This window comes from Dulcicalothrix desertica PCC 7102 (assembly GCF_003991905.1).
In the GTDB taxonomy this organism is placed as follows: domain Bacteria; phylum Cyanobacteriota; class Cyanobacteriia; order Cyanobacteriales; family Nostocaceae; genus Dulcicalothrix; species Dulcicalothrix desertica.
In genome coordinates this window covers 53,063-72,903 of record NZ_RSCL01000007.1, presented here as the reverse complement: position 1 = coordinate 72,903, position 19,841 = coordinate 53,063, and the positions used below count along the sequence as shown (strand labels likewise).

General features: G+C 37.6%; 20 protein-coding genes. 6 read left to right on the top strand and 14 right to left on the bottom strand.

What is annotated here, in order from left to right:
- Positions 1–413: 413 nt before the first annotated feature.
- Positions 414–881 carry an RNA 2'-phosphotransferase gene (locus DSM106972_RS15985; RefSeq protein ID WP_233787095.1) on the bottom strand — a complete coding sequence of 156 codons (468 nt, stop codon included), beginning with the start codon at positions 879–881 and terminating at the stop codon, positions 414–416.
- 143 nt (positions 882–1,024) lie between these two features.
- On the opposite strand from DSM106972_RS15985, the gene DSM106972_RS15980 reads away from it, so the two are divergent.
- Positions 1,025–1,525: a DUF1648 domain-containing protein gene (locus DSM106972_RS15980; RefSeq protein WP_127081638.1), complete on the top strand. Its 501-nt coding sequence runs from the start codon at positions 1,025–1,027 to the stop codon at positions 1,523–1,525.
- Between the two features lie 148 nt (positions 1,526–1,673).
- Here the strand turns inward: DSM106972_RS15980 and DSM106972_RS15975 are convergent, their stop codons facing one another.
- Positions 1,674–2,825, bottom strand: a complete 1,152-nt coding sequence (locus DSM106972_RS15975; protein ID WP_127081637.1) for an acyltransferase family protein — start codon at positions 2,823–2,825, stop codon at positions 1,674–1,676.
- 110 nt (positions 2,826–2,935) lie between these two features.
- Between DSM106972_RS15975 and DSM106972_RS15970 the strand changes: the two genes are divergently transcribed.
- Complete coding sequence (locus tag DSM106972_RS15970; RefSeq protein ID WP_127081636.1) at positions 2,936–4,504, top strand: glycoside hydrolase family 10-like protein; 1,569 nt, start codon at positions 2,936–2,938, stop codon at positions 4,502–4,504.
- A gap of 495 nt (positions 4,505–4,999) precedes the next feature.
- Positions 5,000–5,956 (top strand): manganese catalase family protein, encoded by a 957-nt coding sequence (locus DSM106972_RS15965; protein ID WP_127081635.1) that lies wholly within the window; start codon positions 5,000–5,002, stop codon positions 5,954–5,956.
- A gap of 344 nt (positions 5,957–6,300) precedes the next feature.
- On the opposite strand, the gene DSM106972_RS54915 is transcribed toward DSM106972_RS15965, so the two are convergent.
- From DSM106972_RS54915 to DSM106972_RS15955, 3 genes are all read right to left on the bottom strand, one after another.
- On the bottom strand, positions 6,301–6,429 hold the full coding sequence (locus DSM106972_RS54915) for a hypothetical protein (protein WP_267901126.1): 129 nt from the start codon (positions 6,427–6,429) through the stop codon (positions 6,301–6,303).
- A 357-nt stretch (positions 6,430–6,786) separates the two neighbouring features.
- Entirely contained in the window at positions 6,787–7,146 is a 360-nt protein-coding gene (locus DSM106972_RS15960; protein ID WP_233787096.1) for an AlbA family DNA-binding domain-containing protein, read from the bottom strand.
- A 95-nt stretch (positions 7,147–7,241) separates the two neighbouring features.
- Positions 7,242–7,964 (bottom strand): DEAD/DEAH box helicase family protein, encoded by a 723-nt coding sequence (locus DSM106972_RS15955; protein ID WP_233787099.1) that lies wholly within the window; start codon positions 7,962–7,964, stop codon positions 7,242–7,244.
- Between the two features lie 276 nt (positions 7,965–8,240).
- On the opposite strand from DSM106972_RS15955, the gene DSM106972_RS15950 reads away from it, so the two are divergent.
- Positions 8,241–8,588, top strand: a complete 348-nt coding sequence (locus DSM106972_RS15950) for an STAS-like domain-containing protein (protein ID WP_127081634.1) — start codon at positions 8,241–8,243, stop codon at positions 8,586–8,588.
- A gap of 232 nt (positions 8,589–8,820) precedes the next feature.
- Here DSM106972_RS15950 and DSM106972_RS15945 read toward each other — a convergent pair whose 3' ends face one another.
- The gene (locus DSM106972_RS15945; RefSeq protein ID WP_127081633.1) at positions 8,821–9,399 is read right to left on the bottom strand and encodes a hypothetical protein; all 579 of its coding nucleotides are present in this window, start codon (positions 9,397–9,399) and stop codon (positions 8,821–8,823) included.
- A gap of 261 nt (positions 9,400–9,660) precedes the next feature.
- Here DSM106972_RS15945 and DSM106972_RS15940 point away from each other — a divergent pair, with 261 nt between their 5' ends.
- Entirely contained in the window at positions 9,661–11,493 is a 1,833-nt protein-coding gene (locus DSM106972_RS15940; protein ID WP_127081632.1) for an autotransporter domain-containing protein, read from the top strand.
- Positions 11,494–11,586: 93 nt separating this feature from the next.
- Positions 11,587–12,018 (top strand): retropepsin-like aspartic protease family protein, encoded by a 432-nt coding sequence (locus DSM106972_RS15935; RefSeq protein ID WP_127081631.1) that lies wholly within the window; start codon positions 11,587–11,589, stop codon positions 12,016–12,018.
- A 107-nt stretch (positions 12,019–12,125) separates the two neighbouring features.
- Here DSM106972_RS15935 and DSM106972_RS15930 read toward each other — a convergent pair whose 3' ends face one another.
- The 8 genes from DSM106972_RS15930 to DSM106972_RS15900 all read right to left on the bottom strand — a co-directional run bounded on the left by DSM106972_RS15930 (position 12,126) and on the right by DSM106972_RS15900 (position 19,742).
- Positions 12,126–14,879, bottom strand: coding sequence for a CHAT domain-containing protein (locus DSM106972_RS15930; protein WP_127081630.1), 2,754 nt, complete (start codon positions 14,877–14,879; stop codon positions 12,126–12,128).
- A 5-nt stretch (positions 14,880–14,884) separates the two neighbouring features.
- On the bottom strand, positions 14,885–15,532 hold the full coding sequence (locus tag DSM106972_RS15925; protein WP_127081629.1) for a filamentous hemagglutinin N-terminal domain-containing protein: 648 nt from the start codon (positions 15,530–15,532) through the stop codon (positions 14,885–14,887).
- Between the two features lie 153 nt (positions 15,533–15,685).
- Entirely contained in the window at positions 15,686–15,862 is a 177-nt protein-coding gene (locus DSM106972_RS51395) for a hypothetical protein (RefSeq protein WP_158632828.1), read from the bottom strand.
- 729 nt (positions 15,863–16,591) lie between these two features.
- Positions 16,592–16,924, bottom strand: a complete 333-nt coding sequence (locus DSM106972_RS15920) for a type II toxin-antitoxin system PemK/MazF family toxin (RefSeq protein ID WP_127081628.1) — start codon at positions 16,922–16,924, stop codon at positions 16,592–16,594.
- A complete protein-coding gene (locus DSM106972_RS15915; protein WP_127081627.1) occupies positions 16,909–17,103 on the bottom strand; it encodes a DUF2281 domain-containing protein in 195 nt (64 codons plus the stop codon). The genes DSM106972_RS15920 and DSM106972_RS15915 overlap by 16 nt, the downstream gene beginning before the upstream one ends.
- 68 nt (positions 17,104–17,171) lie before the next feature.
- Positions 17,172–17,393: a hypothetical protein gene (locus tag DSM106972_RS15910; protein WP_127081626.1), complete on the bottom strand. Its 222-nt coding sequence runs from the start codon at positions 17,391–17,393 to the stop codon at positions 17,172–17,174.
- A 40-nt stretch (positions 17,394–17,433) separates the two neighbouring features.
- Positions 17,434–17,652, bottom strand: coding sequence for a BrnT family toxin (locus tag DSM106972_RS15905; protein WP_325052188.1), 219 nt, complete (start codon positions 17,650–17,652; stop codon positions 17,434–17,436).
- Positions 17,653–18,008: 356 nt separating this feature from the next.
- On the bottom strand, positions 18,009–19,742 hold the full coding sequence (locus DSM106972_RS15900; protein WP_127081903.1) for a helicase HerA domain-containing protein: 1,734 nt from the start codon (positions 19,740–19,742) through the stop codon (positions 18,009–18,011).
- Between the last annotated feature and the right edge of the window lie 99 nt (positions 19,743–19,841).

The following is a 19,841-nucleotide window of genomic DNA, read 5'->3' as shown; positions in this document are numbered from 1 at the left end:
CACATATTCAGGTGTTGCTGTTTCAACAGTTGCTAAAATTGACTCATTGATTTGGAAGTGACCTTTTTGTTTCTTCAATGTCATATATTAACCACCTCTTTATATAGCAACATTTATTTGTATATTTCAAATTATATCCTTTTTTGAGAAAAAAATAAGAATCTAATATTTAAATATCTGATTTAATCAGCCGAATATTCATAAGTTTTCTTAATTGTTAATCGAGACGCATTTGTTTTAATATTTCATCAGATCAAATTACAATTTAAAGTTTTCTTTCTTTGGACTACAACTATTCATTCTATGGAACCATCGAAAATATTGTAGCCACGTGCTTGCATAAAACGCACAATTATTTCAACTTGACTGACAGTAATGTATTCAACGTAACTTTGTAATACAATGCGTCCGTTTTACCCAATTATTGTCCAATATATACCAAAAAAACTCCATCTAGTATTACGTCTAGCTCCAACCTTTGTCTCGGTTTCAATATCTGCTGACAAATGTACATGATTTCGGGACATTTTTAAAAGTCCCTGTTCTAAAATTACATCTACAGATTTATGCCCGGTTCCGTGATACAAAACATCTGGAGGGACTTGCGGCTCTAATTGTAAATCTATTTCAACGCTGTGTCCTTGGTTGGCACGAATTAAGGCGCCTGTTTTATCAAATGAGTAACGCTGTTTATCGTTGTTGGCTACTATTTCTTCTAGTTCCTGTCTGCTAATGGGGAATTGATGTTTTTTGCAAGCTGCTAATAATTTTTCTACTTCTACCCAACCTCCTGGAGTAAGTTCGATACCTATTCTTTCGGGTTGGTGTCGTAAGTGTTTGCTTAGGTATTTACTAATTTTTACTAAACGGGTGTTGTCCATATATATAGATAGTTCTTTCCATAATCTTTATACTACAATATAATACAAAATTGAGATTGTAAAAGTGAGTAAAGATTTTATCGCGTGTTACAGCAAGAGCGGTAAGTTAAAAATAATTTAACTGCGTTTATGGAGGAAGTATTATGAGTTACCAGCGTCCGGTTGTATTTATTTCTGAATCAACCCAGGATAGGCGGGTTTCGGACATAGCCATTGCAGGACTCGTAGTATTATTTGTAGTTGCTATTTACGGGTGGTTTGTATTACCTGATACTATACCTATACATTTTGGATTTGATGGGCGCCCAAATGCCTGGGGTAGTAAACGGATGTTATGGATTTTACCTGGTTTAGCTTTGTTTTTTTACGGCTTTTTAACGTATTTAAATCGTACACCGCACAAGTTTAACTATCTTGTCCCCATTGATGAAAACAACGCACGGCGCCAGTACGTTATTGCGCTATCGATGTTGAACTGGTTGAAAGTTGAGTTGATATGGATATTTGCTTTTATGCAATGTTTAATGTACAGTCAGGCAACTTCACAAAGTTTTAGTTGGGGAATTTGGTTTGTACCTGTGTTTTTCCTGGTTGTGCTTGGCACGGTTACTTATTGGTTGCGTCAGTCTTTACAAGCGCGATAGAAACCTGGTTTCTTTTAATAAATGTTTAGATTGTTATGCTTAGTGCAGAAGAAACCAGGTTTCTTAGATTGGTAATAACGCTGAGAAACCTGGTTTCTTTTAATAAATATTTAGATTGTTATGCTTAGTGCAGTAGAAACCAGGTTTCTTAAAGTTTGAGGAACCAACGGCGCCTATACATAGCGTAAAGAATTACCCACCAAAATAAAACTGTTGTGATGGCGAAAAAGAAGGAACCGTTCATTGCTCCTGCCCAAGAAGCAAATAAGTTTTCGTAAATCCAAGTGTATGTTGATGGCGCCTTTTCTCCGACTCCAATTTGGGTTTTATTAAGTATTCTAGCCAACAAACCCGAACCGACGAATAGAAAAATTGCGTTTAACCCCATTACTTCTAAAGGGAAACCCAAACGCTTTAATCTCCGAACTTCGATTAGTTCATAACACAAAGCTAGTAATAGTAATGCCCATCCAGCAGTATACACTACATAAGAACTAGTCCATAGCTGTTTGTTAATTGGAAAGATTAATCCCCAGAAGTGTCCTATAATAACGCAAATTAAACCAAAAATAGCAAGATTAACACTAGTGCGGCTTTTTATTGCTTGAATACGCAGCCATGCACCTGTAAAGTATCCAAACAAGACTGTGACTACAGCAGGTAATGTACTAAATAACCCTTCTGGGTCAAAGGGACCTCCTTTAAATATATGTGTCCCCAAAATTAATCTGTCTATATAACCTGCTAAGTTTCCTTCTGGTGACAGGTTTCCAGCACCGTAACCAGGAACAGGAATTAGTTGCATTGCTGCCCAGTACCCTATTAATAGAATGAGTGCTAATACCCATAGTAAGCGCCGTTTCAAATTTAAAACAGCGAAGCTAGCCAACATGTAAGCTAAACTGATGCGCTGTAAAACTCCCATAATTCGCAGCTTACCAAAATCTATAGGCGCCCCTTTTAAGATTAAATCTAAAAAAGGAGAGAAAATAGCTAATAATAAACCAAAACCGAACAATAAAGCACCTCTCCTCAGAATACGCCAATAAACCTTAATATCTGGGCGATTATCATCAGTATACTTGGCAAAAGAGAAAGCCATCGCCACACCCACAATAAACAGAAAAGAGGGAAAAATTAAATCTGTAGGGGTACAACCATGCCAAGGTGCATGTTCAAGAGGAGGGTAAATATATTTCCAACTACCCGGATTATTCACCAATATCATCGAAGCTATAGCAATCCCTCGGAAAACATCCAGAGAAACAAGACGTTTAGTATTAGATATTAATTGTGCCATTTATGTTAATCGTGTAATAAATTTGTCAAAATCATTAAGTGTAATTGTGGAACAGGCATCACGAACTGTGGATGTATTTTATTGTGCATGTATTTTATAGTTAAAATCTTATGAACATCAAAGCTACTATTCTAAGCGGACTACTTCTTTTAACAATTGCCTCTCCAGTCCAGTCTCAGGAAAAACAAGCCAAACCCATTCAAACAATAGACACACCCCCACCTCCAACCAGAGAATTTAGAGGTGTATGGGTTGCCAGCGTTGCCAATATAGACTTTCCCTCAAAACGTGGACTAACTACAGAGCAACAAAAAGCGGAACTGATAGCTATTTTAGATAAAGCCGTACAGTTAAAGCTCAATGCCATAATTTTTCAAATCCGTCCTATGGCAGACGCATTATATGCATCACCATACGAACCTTGGTCAGAGTTTCTCACGGGTAAAATGGGACAACCACCACTACCATATTATGACCCTCTGGAATTTGCGATAACAGAAGCGCGCAAACGCGGTATAGAATTACATGTTTGGTTTAACCCTTACCGCGCAAGTCATATTCAATCTAAATCAGAAGTGGCGCCAACTCATATAACTAAAACACGTCCTGATTTAGTGAGACAGTACGGTAAGTACATGTGGTTAGACCCAGGAGAAAAAGAGGTTCAAGACTACTCGTTAAAAGTCATGATGGATGTAGTCAAACGCTATGATATTGATGGCATAACTATCGACGATTATTTCTACCCTTATCCAGAACGAAACGAGAAGAAGCAAAATATTGACTTCCCTGACCAAACCAGTTATTCAAAGTATTTACGTTCTGGAGGTAAACTGAATCGTAACGACTGGCGCCGAGAAAACATTAATACATTTGTTAAAAATCTATATCAAGGTGTAAAAAGTGCTAAACCTTGGGTGAAAGTTGGCATTAGTCCCTTTGGTGTTTGGAAACCTGGATATCCTAAACAGATATCTAATACTGGGGGTTTTAACCCTTACGAAGAAATATATGCTGACTCTCGCAAATGGTTGACAGAGGGTTGGTTAGATTACTTTTCACCACAACTATATTGGAAAATTGAACAAACTGCACAAAGTTATCCTGTATTATTAAACTGGTGGAAAAGTCAAAACGTTAAAAATCGTCATCTTTGGGCATCAGTTTACACTAGTAGAGTTGGGAACCAAGAGCGTCAAAACTGGAATGCGAATGAAATAGTTTATCAAATCAAAAGCACGCAGGGAATTATGGGCGCCAGTGGTAACATACACTTTAGTATGAAACCTTTAATGGAAAACCGTGGAGGAATTTCAGATTTATTATCGCAGAAAAGCTATCAAAATCCAGCATTAGTACCAGCATCACCCTGGCTAAATAATACACCCCCCTCTAAACCAATATTAGAGATTCAAAAAAATACAATTTCTAATATTAATCAACTAACTTGGAAAGCAACAGGTAAACAACCAGTCTCATTATGGGTTTTACAAACAAAAACTGGAAATGAATGGAAGACAAATATCTTACCAGCTAATCAAAACTCATTTCCATTGACTGATGCTCAAGTTAACACAGTTGCTATATCGGGCGTCACTCGTTATGGAATACAAAGTCCATCTACTGTGATTCAAATCAACAATTTAATCCCCCCAACCCCCCTTAATAAGGGGGGCTAAGAAATACCCTCTTTTTCCCCTTAGTAAGGGCTAAGAATCCCCTCTTGTCCCCCCCTTATTAGGGGGCTAGGGGGGATTTTTTAATTTATTTTAATCACAAACAGCGGCGCCAAGTTTACCAAAATATAAATAGGTTGCCAGTGTCTAACTTGGTTTTGATGCGGATAAAACGTTACTGCCAATCAAAAACAGAACGTCACAGACCACAGTAGCGAATGATATTTCATGACCAGAACAACTTGCTAGTAAGTATAAAAGTAAATTAGGTATATGAATTTACTAATAAGTGATAACACTGATTAGACCAGGATGAAAAGAGGGTAACAGTCCTAGGGGGGTAGTTGTACAGGCTAAACATCTAAACCAACTTCCGTATAAAGGCTTAAATAAAAGAATTTTTTATATCTGACCGGGGAATGAAGTATTAAAGGCTAACCAGAAGTGTACTAGAAGAGTAAGGCAAATGAAATAAATTTAATTCAGAAGGGAACGTAAATGTTTTATCATACCAAGAAACTTCAATATTTTAAGCCGCCCACAAAGCCAGATGCAGTTTACGCAAAGAAGGTTCAGGAACTCATTGGTGGAACTTTTGGAGAAATGACTGTAATGATGCAGTATTTATTCCAAGGGTTTAACTGTCGGGGACCAGCAAAATATCGTGATATGTTGCTAGATATCGGTACTGAAGAAATTGGTCATATCGAAATGCTTGCAACAATGATTGCTCACCTTCTTGATAAGGCGCCTATCAAGGTGCAAGAAGATGGAGCGAGTGACCCAGTTGTAGGTGCAGTAATGGGTGGCACAAATCCGCGCGATGTAATTATGGCAGAAGCAATGGCAATGAACCCACAACATTTAATTGTTTCAGGGTTAGGCGCCACAGCAGCAGATAGCGTTGGTTATCCTTGGAACGGTCGGTTCATCATTGCCAGTGGTAACTTAATGGCTGACTTCCGCTCGAACCTTCATGCAGAATCACAAGGACGCTTACAAGCGGTGCGAATGTATGAAATGTCAGACGACCCAGGTGTAAAAGATACACTTTCGTTTATGATTGCGCGCGATACAATGCACCAAAACCAATGGTTAGCAGCACTTGAAGAGTTGAAGTCAGACGGACTAGAAGACGCACCTGTGCCAAGTTCCTTCCCATTACAACTAGAAAAACGCGAATATGCCTACCAATTCTGGAATCACTCCGAAGGAACAGATAGTGCAGAAGGTCGTTGGGCAAAAGGTTCTTCAATGGATGGAAAAGGTGAATTTGAGTATATTGAAAACCCACAACCACTAGGCCCAGAACCTCAACCTCCACAAGTTGACCCACGTCTGCACGGTACACCAATAGACCCCTCAATGAATACTACTTCCATGTCATCACCTGGTGGCACGTCGATGCCATCTCAAGGAGTAGTAAAAGAAATTGACAAACGAAACAGACAATAAGCATGTCTGACTATATTGTGGAATGGGCATCCTTGCCCGTTCCAAACTTCAGGGGCAGGCTTTCTATGCCTACCTCCACAAGATAAAATTTTAAATATGTGCCAATTTTTGTAGAGACGCGATTAAATCGCGTCTCTCCAGCGTTTTAAATACAATAAAATCGTCTCTCACCTGTGCAGTTCACACCCGCATGGGATTGAAAATCCCCATGCTAATAGCTTAATTCCATTAAAATGGAATGCAAGAATATACAGCAAATTTTGGGTAAATGAAGTACACGTATAAATGCCCAAAACCTCGTAGAGACGCGTTCACGTAGTGTCCCGAAGGGAATAATCGCGTCTCTACATACACCACACATAAACGAAATTTGCTGTAAATACGTATTCCTCGGTTAAACCATAGAGGTGAGCAATCATTCCGTCAAGTTCCGCGCGCAGCTTTGCTCTTTCGCTTTCATCAGTGGCGCTCATACCCGCATGGGGTTGAAAATCCCCATGCTAATAGCACAATTCCATTAAAATGGAATGTAAGTAGGGTGGGCACTGCCAGCCCTTTCAACGCGAACACTAGTACCAAAATTTTACCTAAAATAAGTGTTTAATTAACCTCCGCTCCAACAAGACTTGCGGCTATTCCTTCAAAAAAATGAACAATTTCTTGGGCGCCATATTGACCATTTTTGATCTGCTCTCGTAATTAAGTTGGGTGGTTAACTAAAAAACCTACCTTGTGGGTAACGCAGGAATGGGGGTTTCAGGCTCAAATCTTATAGTACTCTAGTTCGCGTTGAAAGGGCTGGCACTGCCCACCTTACAAATGATACATTCCTAACTTTTTTTCATCTCAATATATTCCACAATTTTTTTAGGCGAGAGCTTAACGCTTGAGTTATTACTGCGGATATAGAAAATCTCCTCTTCCTTACCATTTTTATCTTTCATTTTCACCCAGACCGGGTTTGGTGATGGCTGGACAGCAACTCTACATACATCTTTATTGCTTACCTTATGAAAAGTGATACGGAAGTGAGTACCAAATTCTTGTCCTATCTCTCTTAATAACAGGTCATTGTTCAAAAACAGCATATACCCGTCATTGTTCTTCTTTTTCAAAGTTTGATAATCATTATCTAAACCAAGAGCTTTGCCATCGTCATCAATTCCAATTAATCTTTGATTAAATAGCATTTATCGGGGTTTTTTTGCTCCTAAATCAGTATAAATACCACTTGGTATAACGATTCCACACTCACCACCATGACGCAATAAGTTAAAACATTGCTCTAAAAATAGCTTGTAAAGGTTAACGTCTTTACCGTTCGGCGTACCATGTAACGTTTCATTAACTCTCGCCAGTCGTCGGTATGTTCGCTTTTCTCGAATGCAGCTAAAGATTTAACGGAACATTGATGTTTTCTAATAAATTCTAATTCTCCTAACGAACCACCACCTAGCTCGTTTATTAACGCTTCTGGTCTAAAACCTAAATCTTGGTCTTCGGAAACAAATAGCCGCAATTGGGAGGAAAGGTCAAGATAAGCTTTATTATAAGGTGTTGCGGAAAGTAATATACATTTGCTTTCGTTGGCGCCAATATATTCAACTATTGCTCTATATCTTTTTCCATCTCGGTTACGCAAATTATGACTTTCGTCAATTAATATAACCCGATAACGTCGTAGTTCTGGAAGTTGATTTTGAACATTACTCATCGACATAACCTTGGCATAAAGCCGATAATTATCGACATATTCTTGCCACATTGATACCAAATTTTTTGGGCAAATAATCAGCGTTTCTAAAAAACAATCTTCTTGTAATATTTTAGCCAGCGCTGTTCCCACCAAAGTTTTTCCCAACCCGACAACATCCCCTACTAGCACACCACCACGTCTAGTAACATGACGCGCTGCTAGTTGAACTGCTGCTTTTTGAAAATCAAATAAGTTATTAAATTCACGAGGTATTCTAAATTCTGATAAACCAGCAATTGCTTCATGTGACAAATGATAAGCAATCTTTAAATAAATATGGTAAGGGGCTATTAATTCTTCTCTTGCCCAACTATTATCTATTATTTCGGCAAGCTCTTTAGATATATCAATACAACCGTAATCTTTCCAACGGTCATCAAACCATTTTTGCAGTTTATTACAAGCGTCATGGTCTAAAACATCAACATTTAATTCCCCTTGTCTTTTAAAATTGTTTCTACCACTCCGGAGGCGTTATAATTTCTGCGACATCAACCTTCATCTTCAATTTCTACAGAAACGCATAATATGAGGCACGAAATTCTAACTCTAATAGGCAAAAATTGTATTACACTTCGCGATGGTCAAAAGGTATATGAGCTTATTTATCCAGAATTGTTGGCAGACCAACCTGTAGAACTTGACTTTGCTGGAGTCAAAATTTTTGCTGCCCCTTTCTTTAACTTTGCTTTTGGGCAACTGCTAAGAGATATTCAACCAGAAAATCTTAATCGTCTTTTAAAGGCGTCTAACCTCAACCAAGTTGGAGAGCAAATACTTAAGTTAGTTATTGAAAATTCAAAGCGGTATTATTCTGATGCTGATTTTCGCAGTAGGTTAGACCAAGTTATTACAGAACAAGCTAATACGCTTTGATACTTAAAGCGAGTTAAGACTGTGATTTTAGATTTTAAGATGCGCGCGAAAGCGTGAAAAATCTGTTTACGTTTCTCAGCATGACAATAGGGTGTTAACGTGTTCAGATGCTTCGTTCCTCAGCATGACAATAGGGTGTTAACGTGTTCAGATGCTTCGTTCCTCAGCATAACAATAGTATATAGCTAATTATTCTTGTGGGATGGGCATCCTTGCCCGTCCCCCAATCCCCTTACCATGCTTCTGCCCAATATATTATTTCTGATGATTGGGGGTTTATTGCGACGCCGTAACTGTCACCGTGATTCCATTGAAAATCTTTGCTGCCTTTATCGTCGGCGCCTAATACCAAGATTTCGTAGTTAAATGGAAATGATTTATCGGTGGTGTCATCACTGGTATGGAAGAATGTTGTGGGGACACCGTTGGGTTTGTTGATATGCTCGTTTGTGTCACCACCTCTGAATTTATATTTGGCAGTCTGACGATATTGTTTTACCAAAGTGGCTATCTTAGATTGTGGCTGTTTCATTCGTAATTGCAACACGTTACCCCCCTGCATGTAACCAGGTGAGTAAACGAAGCGAACACCTGTTGCATCAACTGGTATTTCAGTAGGAAAATGCTTTATTTGTGATTTATCTAACCATAATTTAGTTCGTACTTCTCGGTAACGTTCTGTGTCTTCGACTATTTGATTTTCCTGGCTTTTATCAAGCGCGCGCGAGAGAAAAAATCCTCCTCCCACTATCCCGATTCCTCCCAACGATATCGATAATATTGTAATTATTTTGACAAGACTCGTTTTCATGCGCGTTGGGTAATTTGTAGAGTTTTGAAAGTCCTATTACCCAACTACTACCTAATTCAGTAATTTTCCGTATCTAGCTAGGGATATATTTACAAAACTTAATAATAAAATTGGTAATTTCCCTGAAGACAAGTCAAATCAACATCAAATCTTTATCAAATACTTGAGTAGTAAATAAAAACTGTATTTATAAACACTTGTGTGCTATACATATAACTGGTATTTTTGAACACACAATAAATAAGAAAATAAGTAATAGCAATGAGAAAAATAATCATTACTGCTTTATTGTTAAGCGCCTCAGTATTATCACCGTTAAAAGCTTTCGCGCAGCAGTTCAATCAATATTTTATTTTTGGTGATAGTTTAGTAGATAACGGTAATTTATATCGTCTGACAGGAAATCAATTTCCTACTAGTCCGCCATATTTTCAAGGACGTTTCTCTAATGGGCCTGTGTGGTCAGAGATTTTGGGTTCTTCCCTTGAAATCGTTCCTGCCGCAAGTGTTAACTTTGCTGTCGGTGGTTCGTCTTCTGGGAATGTAAATACTTTGAGTGGTTTGCTCGGCGCCCAGTTACCATCGTTACCGTTTCAAATCAACACTCAGTTTAACCAGTTTACATCACAAACACCTCTTGACCCGAATGCGTTGTATGCCATATCAGTTGGTGCCAATGATTACTTAGTGCGACCGCTAATATTACGGGCTACTAGTTCGCAACCAGTAGTAAATAATATATCGACAGCCGTCAATACTTTAATTGATAAAGGCGCCCGTAATATAATAGTGTCGAATTTGCCGACATTAGGTAGTACACCCCAAGAGCAAGCGTTAGGGACTGCCACTGCCAGCACTAATTTAACTCTTGAGCATAATCGAAATTTGAATATTGCACTGGGTACAATAGCTAGAAGTCGTAAAGACGTTAATATTATTCCCTTGGATGTTAATGCTGTATTTACAGAAGTAACGGCAAAACCAGATAGATTTGGGCTTACGAATGTTTCTGAACCCTGCTTTAATCGAGCAGTGGGTACATTATGCTCAAATCCAAATCAATATCTATTCTGGGATGAACTCCACCCAACTACTCGTGGACATGAATTAATTGCACAGTATGCTGCTTCTGTTATCAATGCTCCCACGACCTTTGTACCTCAAGGTGAAGTTGGTTTAAATTTTGCTAAAAGACAAACACAACTTATTGACGCACGTTTGCTAGCTTTACGCACTACTGCCACAACACCTGGTGATACAAACCGTGTAGGAGCTTTTATTAACGGTGATATCAATTTTGGAGACAGAGAAACAACCAGCAAATATCCAGGTTATGATTTTACGACTTCAGGTGTGACTGCTGGTGTTGACTATCGTGTTGCAGATAATTTGGCTGTTGGTTTAGCTTTGGGTTACGCAAGCAACGACACAGACTTAAAGCAAAACCGAGGTACCATTGGTGTTGATGGTTATTCTATATCGCTTTACAGTAATTACGTGGGAGATAGTTTCTACGTTAATGGCGTTTTAGGATATGGCGATAATGACTATGATATTAAACGCACAACTAATTTTGATAGTCGTACTGCTGTCGGTAAACCTAATGGAAGTCAGTTTAATGTAAATGTAAACGGTGGTTACGTTGCAAAATCACAAAATGTTGCTTATGGGCCTACTCTTGGTTTACGTTATAACCGCGTTAGCATAGATAGCTATACTGAAAAAGGCGCCGATAGTTTGAATATGAAAGTTGACGACCAGCAAGTTGACTCGTTTGTAATGAGTGTTGGCGCCCAAGCTTCGATTAGTATAGATGCAGGTAAAGATACTAAAGTCATCCCGAATGTGCGCGCAAGTTATGAACACGAGTTTGGTAACGATAATCGTACTATTACCTCAGAACTGGTAAATCAACCGGGTATTCCTATGCGTTCGCAAACCCTAGAACCCGACCGCGACCGTTTTAGATTAGGTGCAGGAGTACAAGTATTATTTTCGCGCAACGTTGCTGGAGCAATAGACTATGAAGCCGTAATTGGGCAAAGCAATTTCAGTGATAATACTGTAAAAGGAGAAATTCGTTATCAATTTTAATTTCTAAAAATCTGGAATCCTTCGGTAATAACTTGTGTTTATTGTTAAGTCTTTAACACAGTCGAACAAAGCGTATTTTCGCGGAGGATTCAAATGGAGTTAGCCGTCGCGGTTCTTTTGGCTATTTTTATTATTCATTACCCACGCAACGATGGTCCAGCAAAGATTAAACGGCGTAGTGGTGGATGTCCTATTATTGATGTAACCTTTAATGGAAACCATGAACAAGAAATGCTTGTAGATACAGGCGCCAGTAAAACTAGCATTAATAAAAAGATGGCTTCGGAGTTAAATGTTGAGCCAGTCAGAGAAGGCTACTTTATCATGGCAAATGGTCAAGTCGAAAAATATCCAATTGGCTTTGTGAAGTCTATCGAGGTTGGTGGAACAAAGGTGGATAATGTAGAGGTGGCTATTATTGATTCTGGTGAACGAACTGGTCTTTTGGGGCAGAATTTTTTTGGTAAGTATGATGTTACGATTAAACGTGATGAGATTGAGTTTAATGAGTCATTGGATAAGTAAGATTGTATAAGGAACATTATATAAGGGACAGGCAGGGATGCCTGTTCCACAAGATTTTTACTTAGTTAGCAAGTTGGTTACTGGCAAGTTGGTTACTGGCAAGTTGGTTATAGCCAATTTCCTACTAGTACATAAGGCGCCCACAGATAAGGATTTTCGTCATTCGTTAACACAGATACTTGAGCTAGTCGGAGGGCTTCGGCTTTTGGTACGTTAGTATTTGCTAAAGCTTGATAAAATTTAATCATTATTTCTGCGGTTGAATTATCGTCAACTGACCATAATGTTGCTAAAGTGCTGCGCGCACCTGCACGTACAGCGATACCAGCAAGTCCTAATGTTGCACGTTTATCTCCAGTTGCAGTTTGACAAGCGCTGAGAACGAGTAGTTCAATAGGACGAGACTCACTTTGCTCACGCAACCGCAATAAATTATCAAAATCTTTGACTTTTAATAGTTTTTCCCAAGCTAAGATAAAGGTTTTGTCAGCATTTGAACTAAATTCTCCGTGGGTTGCCATATGAACAACTGTGTATGGCAACCTTTGAATTTGGTTTTGGACATTTGCTTTGGTAAAAGTTTGGTTGAGAAGTTCTTTACTATTGGGTATTGCAGATAGAATTTTTTGTAATTCTGCGGGTACGTTTTCAAGTGAAGAAAATGAGCGTCCATCGACTTTCATCTGTTGACTTACCCCACCTGCTAAAGCATTTAACTCTTTTCTCTCTAAAGGTTTTGGGTCTATTAATTGTAAACCAGGCGCCAGACTAATGGCGTATTTCTGAATTAAATACTGTTTTTGCGTTGCATCATAGAGAACAGCCATAGGAATATTTCGCAGCGAACCATCTAAAACAAAAACCAAAGTTTTAATTTTTTGAGTTGGAAGCTCATTTTCAATTGGTTTAATCATCCAGCTATATACTTGCTGTGATAAATTCTTGATATCGTTAGTTCGGTCGGGTTCTCTCAACTTTTTCTGAAGTTGTTCTAAAACGCTTTCTACTTCTTCTAAAGGTTTATAAGTCGTGTAATGTCTAAGTTCAGCTTGATTTGGTAATTTGACAATAATTTCTAAGCGGTCTTTGAGAATAATTGGATAAATAACTGCTGCTGCTGGGTCTATTTTATCAACAATGTCATCAATTTGTTTGGCTTTTGGCAGCAAACAAGCTTCACGAAAGAAATTTTCTAGCTCGGTTAATTGTAACCCTTCAATTGCTTCGCGGGCTAATCTTAAATTTTTTTGAGTGCTGAGTGTTGAGTGCTGAGTGCTGAGTGCTGAATGTAATTGTTTTTGTGATTTTTGGTTTTCTGGTTCTAAGAGTAAATCAACAAACTGCCGATAAACAGGTTCAACGTTATCTCTAAAAGAAAACTGTACATCTGGATTTAATGCAACTAAATCATTACGTAAATCTTTCAACGTATTTACTGTTTCTTTATACGAATTAATTGCATTTTCAACATCTCCCTTTGCTTTAAGTATGTAACCTAATTGCCATTGCCACAAATAAGTGATATCTGTAGCGTTGTTTGCAATAGCTATTGCTAAACCTTGTTCAGTCAGCTTTTGCGCGTTATTTATATCTTTATTTTCTAAGTATAATGCACCTAGGGCGCCTAACGCAAAAGCTTGAGAACGTTTATCGTTAATTTTATCTGCTTGTTGAATAGAGATAGCTAAACTTTGAGCAATTTCTTTCCAGCTAGGGTTATTCGCTGCGGTAGCTTGTTTTAAACATATTGAGTTTTGTGCTAAGTTGATTTGAGCATAAATAGATGCTTGACTAGGTGGTATTGTATTTAATTTTGTTTTTATTTGACTTGATAGTTTTTGTGCTTCTGACCATTGCTGGAGCTTCTGCTGAATATCTAACTGATTAAGTTGTGCTTGAACTTGCGTAAGTGGTGAAGTTGAAATATTAGCAGCTTCAATGTAAGATTGCGCTGCTTGATTGTAAAATTGAATAGCCAGTGGATATTTAGTAAGATTTTGATTAGTTTTACAGCGCAAAGGTGTAGACTGTTCGTAGGTAGTATTAATATCTTGTACAACTTCCCTTTTACCTAAAGCTAATTGAGTATTGCCCAAACTAATTAAAGCAGCACTAATATGCGAAGGAGATTGCAATTTTGTGGCGATGTCTCTACTTTGCTGTAATATCTTAGTAGAATTATCTAAATCACCAGTTAGTTGTAAAACATCACCTAAACTACGTAATGCAGTGGCTTTTATAAGAGAATCTGATTGCTTTTCAAGACGAGGAGATATTTCTTCTAAATTCGCACGCGCTTGACGATACATTCCTAAAGCTTGCTGGGCAATACTTTGATTAATTAAACAACGAGTTACACCAACTTCATTCTTTGCTTTATCGTAAGTGTTTGCAGCTAGTTTCCATGTATTTAAAGCTTTCTCTGCTTCACCTAACTCTAATTGTATTTGTCCTTGAATATCTAAACTTTCAGCAAGTATTTCTAGTCTTGATACATTATCTGCACGAACTTCTGATTTGGTTAATATTTCAAGACTTTGTGCAATATAACTTTCAGCTTTGTTTAATTCTCCAAGTTTTTTAGCTACTAGAGAGAGATTACTTAGCGTCATTGCTTCTCCTAACTTATCACCCCCTGATTTAAAAAGTTGTACAGCTTGTAGCAATATTGTATTTGCGCGGGTTAATTCTCCAGTTTCGTAGAGTTTTCTACCTTGTTCTACTAATGCTTGAGGATTTGATAAAATATCTGCTGCATGGGTAGGAAAAAGCGAATAAATATTACAAACCAATAATAATGTCACAAAAAAAATAAGTATTGTTTTGGCGCCGCGAGGCAGAATTTTCAAATTTTTTTTCATTGTCACTATACCTCATTAATTTGGACGAACTGCATTATCAGATGTACTTGTAAATTAGTTTTACTACCTCTAATTATGGGTGTAAATATTGGCACAGCCACCGGCAAATCATATCCGGCGCCTTGAACTGTAATATTTCCCGGATTTTGTCCAATTTGCAAACAAACTGGAACATTTATACTTAGCAAAAGTGTAGATTGAGGATTTCTAGCGCTAAATTCAAAACCATCAGTAAATTTTATACTATCTGCTGTACTACCAATAAACGAGCCGCCAACATCTAAACGCGCGTTTTGAGCAAATACTATTCCATTTAAATTAATTAAAAATAGATTTGCTGTTCCCGAAGCGCGAATTATTCCATCTATATAAGATGTAGATTTACCTGAAACTCGGCTAATTAGATTCTGAATATCTAAAGAATTATCAAAAAAAGCTGTGGCGCCAGTTGGAACTGAGAAAGAACCAAAACTATGATATAAATTGGCGCCTGCCGTTGTTCCAGCTTCGATAACTGTTACATTCCCCTGCTGACGAACAGTATTTCTGATTAGGGTTTCATCTGCCGCAATTTGTGCGATTGTTGGATTGGAAGAAAGCAGCGACAATAGATTGCTACCAGCTAGCCAAAATCCAAGAACATGCGATTTCATTGACAAATAGACACCTTAGTATTTATTCTTCAAGAGGTTTGTATATATTTTATTGTACCTACATTATAATCATTTAAAACTTAAGTAAAGTCTAATATTTACAAACCTCTTGTAGCACAGGCATCCTTGCCTGTGGCTTTAAGTTATAATAACTTACAACATCTGAACAATTTCACGGATTTTAGTAATCAAAAAATTCGTTTCTTCCAAATGATGCTTCTCTAGCTCTTTATACCTCTCTTCCCAAGATTTAGTCTCATCATCTTTATAACGCTTGACTTTTATCCAAGTATAGGTATCTAAAATTTCTTGCTTCTGTTCTGGTGTCATACTTATGTTAACTAAAATTTATCATCAGCTAGTTTACATATACTCACACTCATTTCGTCTATAAAACTAATTGCTTCGTTTACGTCATTAGTTGGGTTCATATATTGATTTAAAGCTTTTTCAGCTTGCAATTTATACTGAAAATTGAAAATAAATTTAAAATTAGTATAATTCTCTTAATAAAATTTTAGATTTTGTTCCTGAAATGCACGTTGGCAGGTTCTGTCCAACAGTTAGTAATTAATCGACTCAGTATTTTCTAGCATTTACTTATACATTAAGGTAGGTTATAAATTAAAAATGCGGTATTTAAAAGGAGCTTTTGAAAGAATAATAATTATCGATGTGTAGTCCAGACTTTTGTCTTCTGATGCGTACCTTTTGTAACTGTTAAAATATTAATAATTAACATGAATCAAGAAGCCAAAGAAGAAATTACACTTTTAACGAGTTCTATTACGTTTGAGCAAACTCCATTCATACTATAAAATACTATGTGAGGAAAATTGGTACACTCAACGGCAATAAACCAAAAACCGTTTTCTGTTCAACCATCGGCAAATGCAGCAAATTTTAGTCCGTAAGTATTATTATTGCTAATCTCAAATTTTTCGCTAACTTTGGCATTAAATAATTTTTGGCGCCATTGATAATCCTCGCTTACTTTATAAAGTAGTTCGTGAGCAATATCCTCGGCAATATCCTTAAGAGCAGTACCGAATGTTTCAATTATGATTGTAAGATATTCACTATTGTAGTAATAACCTCGTTAAGTTTTTCTGGTTTCACTTGACCTACTTTTGAAATAATAATTTGTCTATCTGCTGTAAATAATCGATTTGGTCTAATATGGCTACTTTGTTTTAAATTACCTAAACTAAAATCATCGGATTCAAGAGAAATTGCATAATCATCTGCGATTAAGCGGCTAGTTATTTGACAGAGTATAAGGTCACTTCCCTGTAATGTCCCTATTATCAAGGCAGGTCGTCTTTTTGTTTGTGTTAAGTCTGAAAAAGGAAAAGGAACAATAACGACATCACCTTTTACAAGTCTTTCCATGCTTCATCCTCTTCTGGCTTTAACCAATCTTTTGCAAGCGACGATTCACTCATTATAGTTATCTCAATTTTTTCTTGTAAGTGTTTATTTTTGACAAATTGAACGAAATCGAGAATTTCTGTTAACAAATACTCTGGTGTTTGGTCTATTTCTTTAAGTAAAAGGTCTTTTGTACTCATTTTAAAACAAGGATAGTTATTTCTCAAATTATACTATAATGAAATAATTCTGCCAATCACTGTAATTACTATGTTTGAGGAATTGACTTTTGAGTAATTTTAATTAGAAAGCGTAAAGCTTCGTTAACTGCTACAGAGTCGGAAAATATTTCTGCAACATCTGGTTCTAATTCGATTGTTACCTTATTTGGATGTTTTCGTCCTGGTCCTCTTGCGACTACTGGTATACTGTTAAAATCATATTCGTCGCGTAATTCGTCTTCAAATTCGGAGTTATACTTCTGATTCATAAACTTTACGTTCAAACGCGAGTTGCTGTTCTTGCACTAATCAACCGGGTAATTTGACCACGTTCTGTATAAGATACAACCAATAATTGGTTTTGCGTTGATTACCCATTATAATAAAACGTTTTTCGCCAATTGAATGGTCTGGGTCTGGGAAAATTAGATAGAGTGGGTCATCAAACGCAGTTTTTGCTTCATCAAAGGAAACTGCATGTTTTTCTTGGTTCCGTTTCGCTTTGTTTTCATCCCATTCAAACTCCATAATTTGAGCTATCTTAAAAAAATATTACAACTTTATAATGTTTGTAAGTAAGAGAATATTGGAGATGCTACCCTACCCTTCGGATAACGGGAAAACTCCGTTTACGTTTACGTTCACGACTCATGATATTTTATCAATAACACAAATAATAAAGTTTTTTAGCCTGCGTAGGCAGGCTTCGTTCGTATAGTCTCACCCTTCTAGGGTGTATGTACAACATATTTATTAATGATAGTTAAAGATGCTTCGTACCTCAGCATGACAATTTGGAGATGCTACCCTTCGGGAAAACTGCGTTAACGTTCCTCAGCATGACAGTTGAGAGATGCTTCGTACCTCAGCATGACAATATTAAATTAAAATCCTAAGTCGGCTTTTGCTAGTTCTGCTGCTGCGAATACTTCTTCGTCGTCTTTTTCTTCCCAAATTGGATCTCCTATTTCGCGGTAGAATTGTTCATCGTATGGACGTGTACGCACGACTACTGGCATTGGTACTGCGTGACCTAGAATTAATGCTTGTTGTTTTGAGTCTAGTTTTGCTAGTACTGAGCGTAATGCGGTACCACCTGATACTCCGGTAAAGATTGCTTCGATGTCTTTTTCGTCGTTTAGTAATGCAGTAACGCGCGTCCCTATTTGAGACATAACTTCATTATCAATTCCTGATGGTCGCTGGTCTACTACCAATAAAGTTACGAAATATTTCCGCATTTCACGCGCGATGGTTCCAAAGATGGTACTGGCAACAATAGCAGGGTCGAGGAAACGGTGTGCTTCTTCAATCGTAATTACTAGTTGAGTCGGTTTATCTGCCACATTACCTGATTGGAGAAATTTCTCGGCTTTGGCTACATAATGTTGGTGAATACGACGTGTAATCATGTTTGTCACCAGCATGTACGATAACATGTCCGACTGCGAACCAAATTCAATTACTATGTTTTTGCCAGCTTCAAGAGTTTTTAAAATTTGGTTGACATAATTCTGTGGACATGCCGACCGCATGTATTTTAGGTTCTCCATGCGTAACAGTTTGCGCTGTAATGCGGTGATGGAACCTTGGTGTCCGCGTTTTTCTTCGCAAAATGTCTTGATTTCTTCGTTGGTCATGTTGATTAATTGAAGAATCCAAGATTTTCCAAATTCTGCAAAGAGTATATTCGCGTTATCTAGACTTGCTTCCGAAAGTCCAAGGTCACGACTACAAAGACGAATATCTTCTACTTCGATTTGGTCGTAGCTAAGGTATAATTCTTGAGCGTTTTGTACACCTCGACGTTTTGTAGAGGCTGGGTCAAGGGTATATACTTCGACTTTATCAGGGAATAATTGCTTTAACCCTTTTACTGTACTGTATTGTTTTCCTTCGCAAACAGCTTGCCAACCATATTCTGAGTGCATATCAAATATAAGGTTAACCCCGGCATTTTTGCGAACTATCCCAGCTAATAGTAAGCGAGTTAAGAAAGATTTTCCGGTACCTGATTTACCAAATACACCGTTACTGCGTTCAACAAATCTATCTAAGTCGATACATACCGGAACATCCATATCTAATGGTTTGCCAATAGAAAAATTCTTACGATGAATGTCGTCTTCCCAACCAAAAACGCGACGAAAATCTTCTTCGGATGCTTCGTAAACTTGGCTAAAGTGACTGGGAATCGTTTTTACTGGTAACAATTCCATTGTCGTGCTGGTTTGCGGTTCAAATGATGCTAAACCTTTAAGTCCATTTGGGACTTCACGATTTGCAGATTTTCCATTTGTGAATGTTGGTCTCTCCTCAGCTTCGGGGGTAAACATTAACATCGGCGCCAGATTAATAGTGCCATAAGTACCACTACCTGCCAACACTTCACGTAAAAAACTATCTTCCCAATTTGGAGGATTTGCAATAATTCGCTGATTTGCAATACCAAGTGCAACATCAGTCAACATACAAAAGAAACGCGACCGCATCCCCTGCACTACTAAAAATTTCCCGACCCGCATATCTTCAACTGAAATATCGGGGTGCAAACGAACTTCTAGTCCACCTGTAAGCGAACCTTGAGTAATTGAACCTAACGGCTGTCCCAACTGCATGTTAATAAGCACATAATGTTCTCGATATATATTAAATCGAATTTTAATATAAATGTTAAAAAATCAAGAAAAAATGTACTACAACAGAAAAAAGGGGTA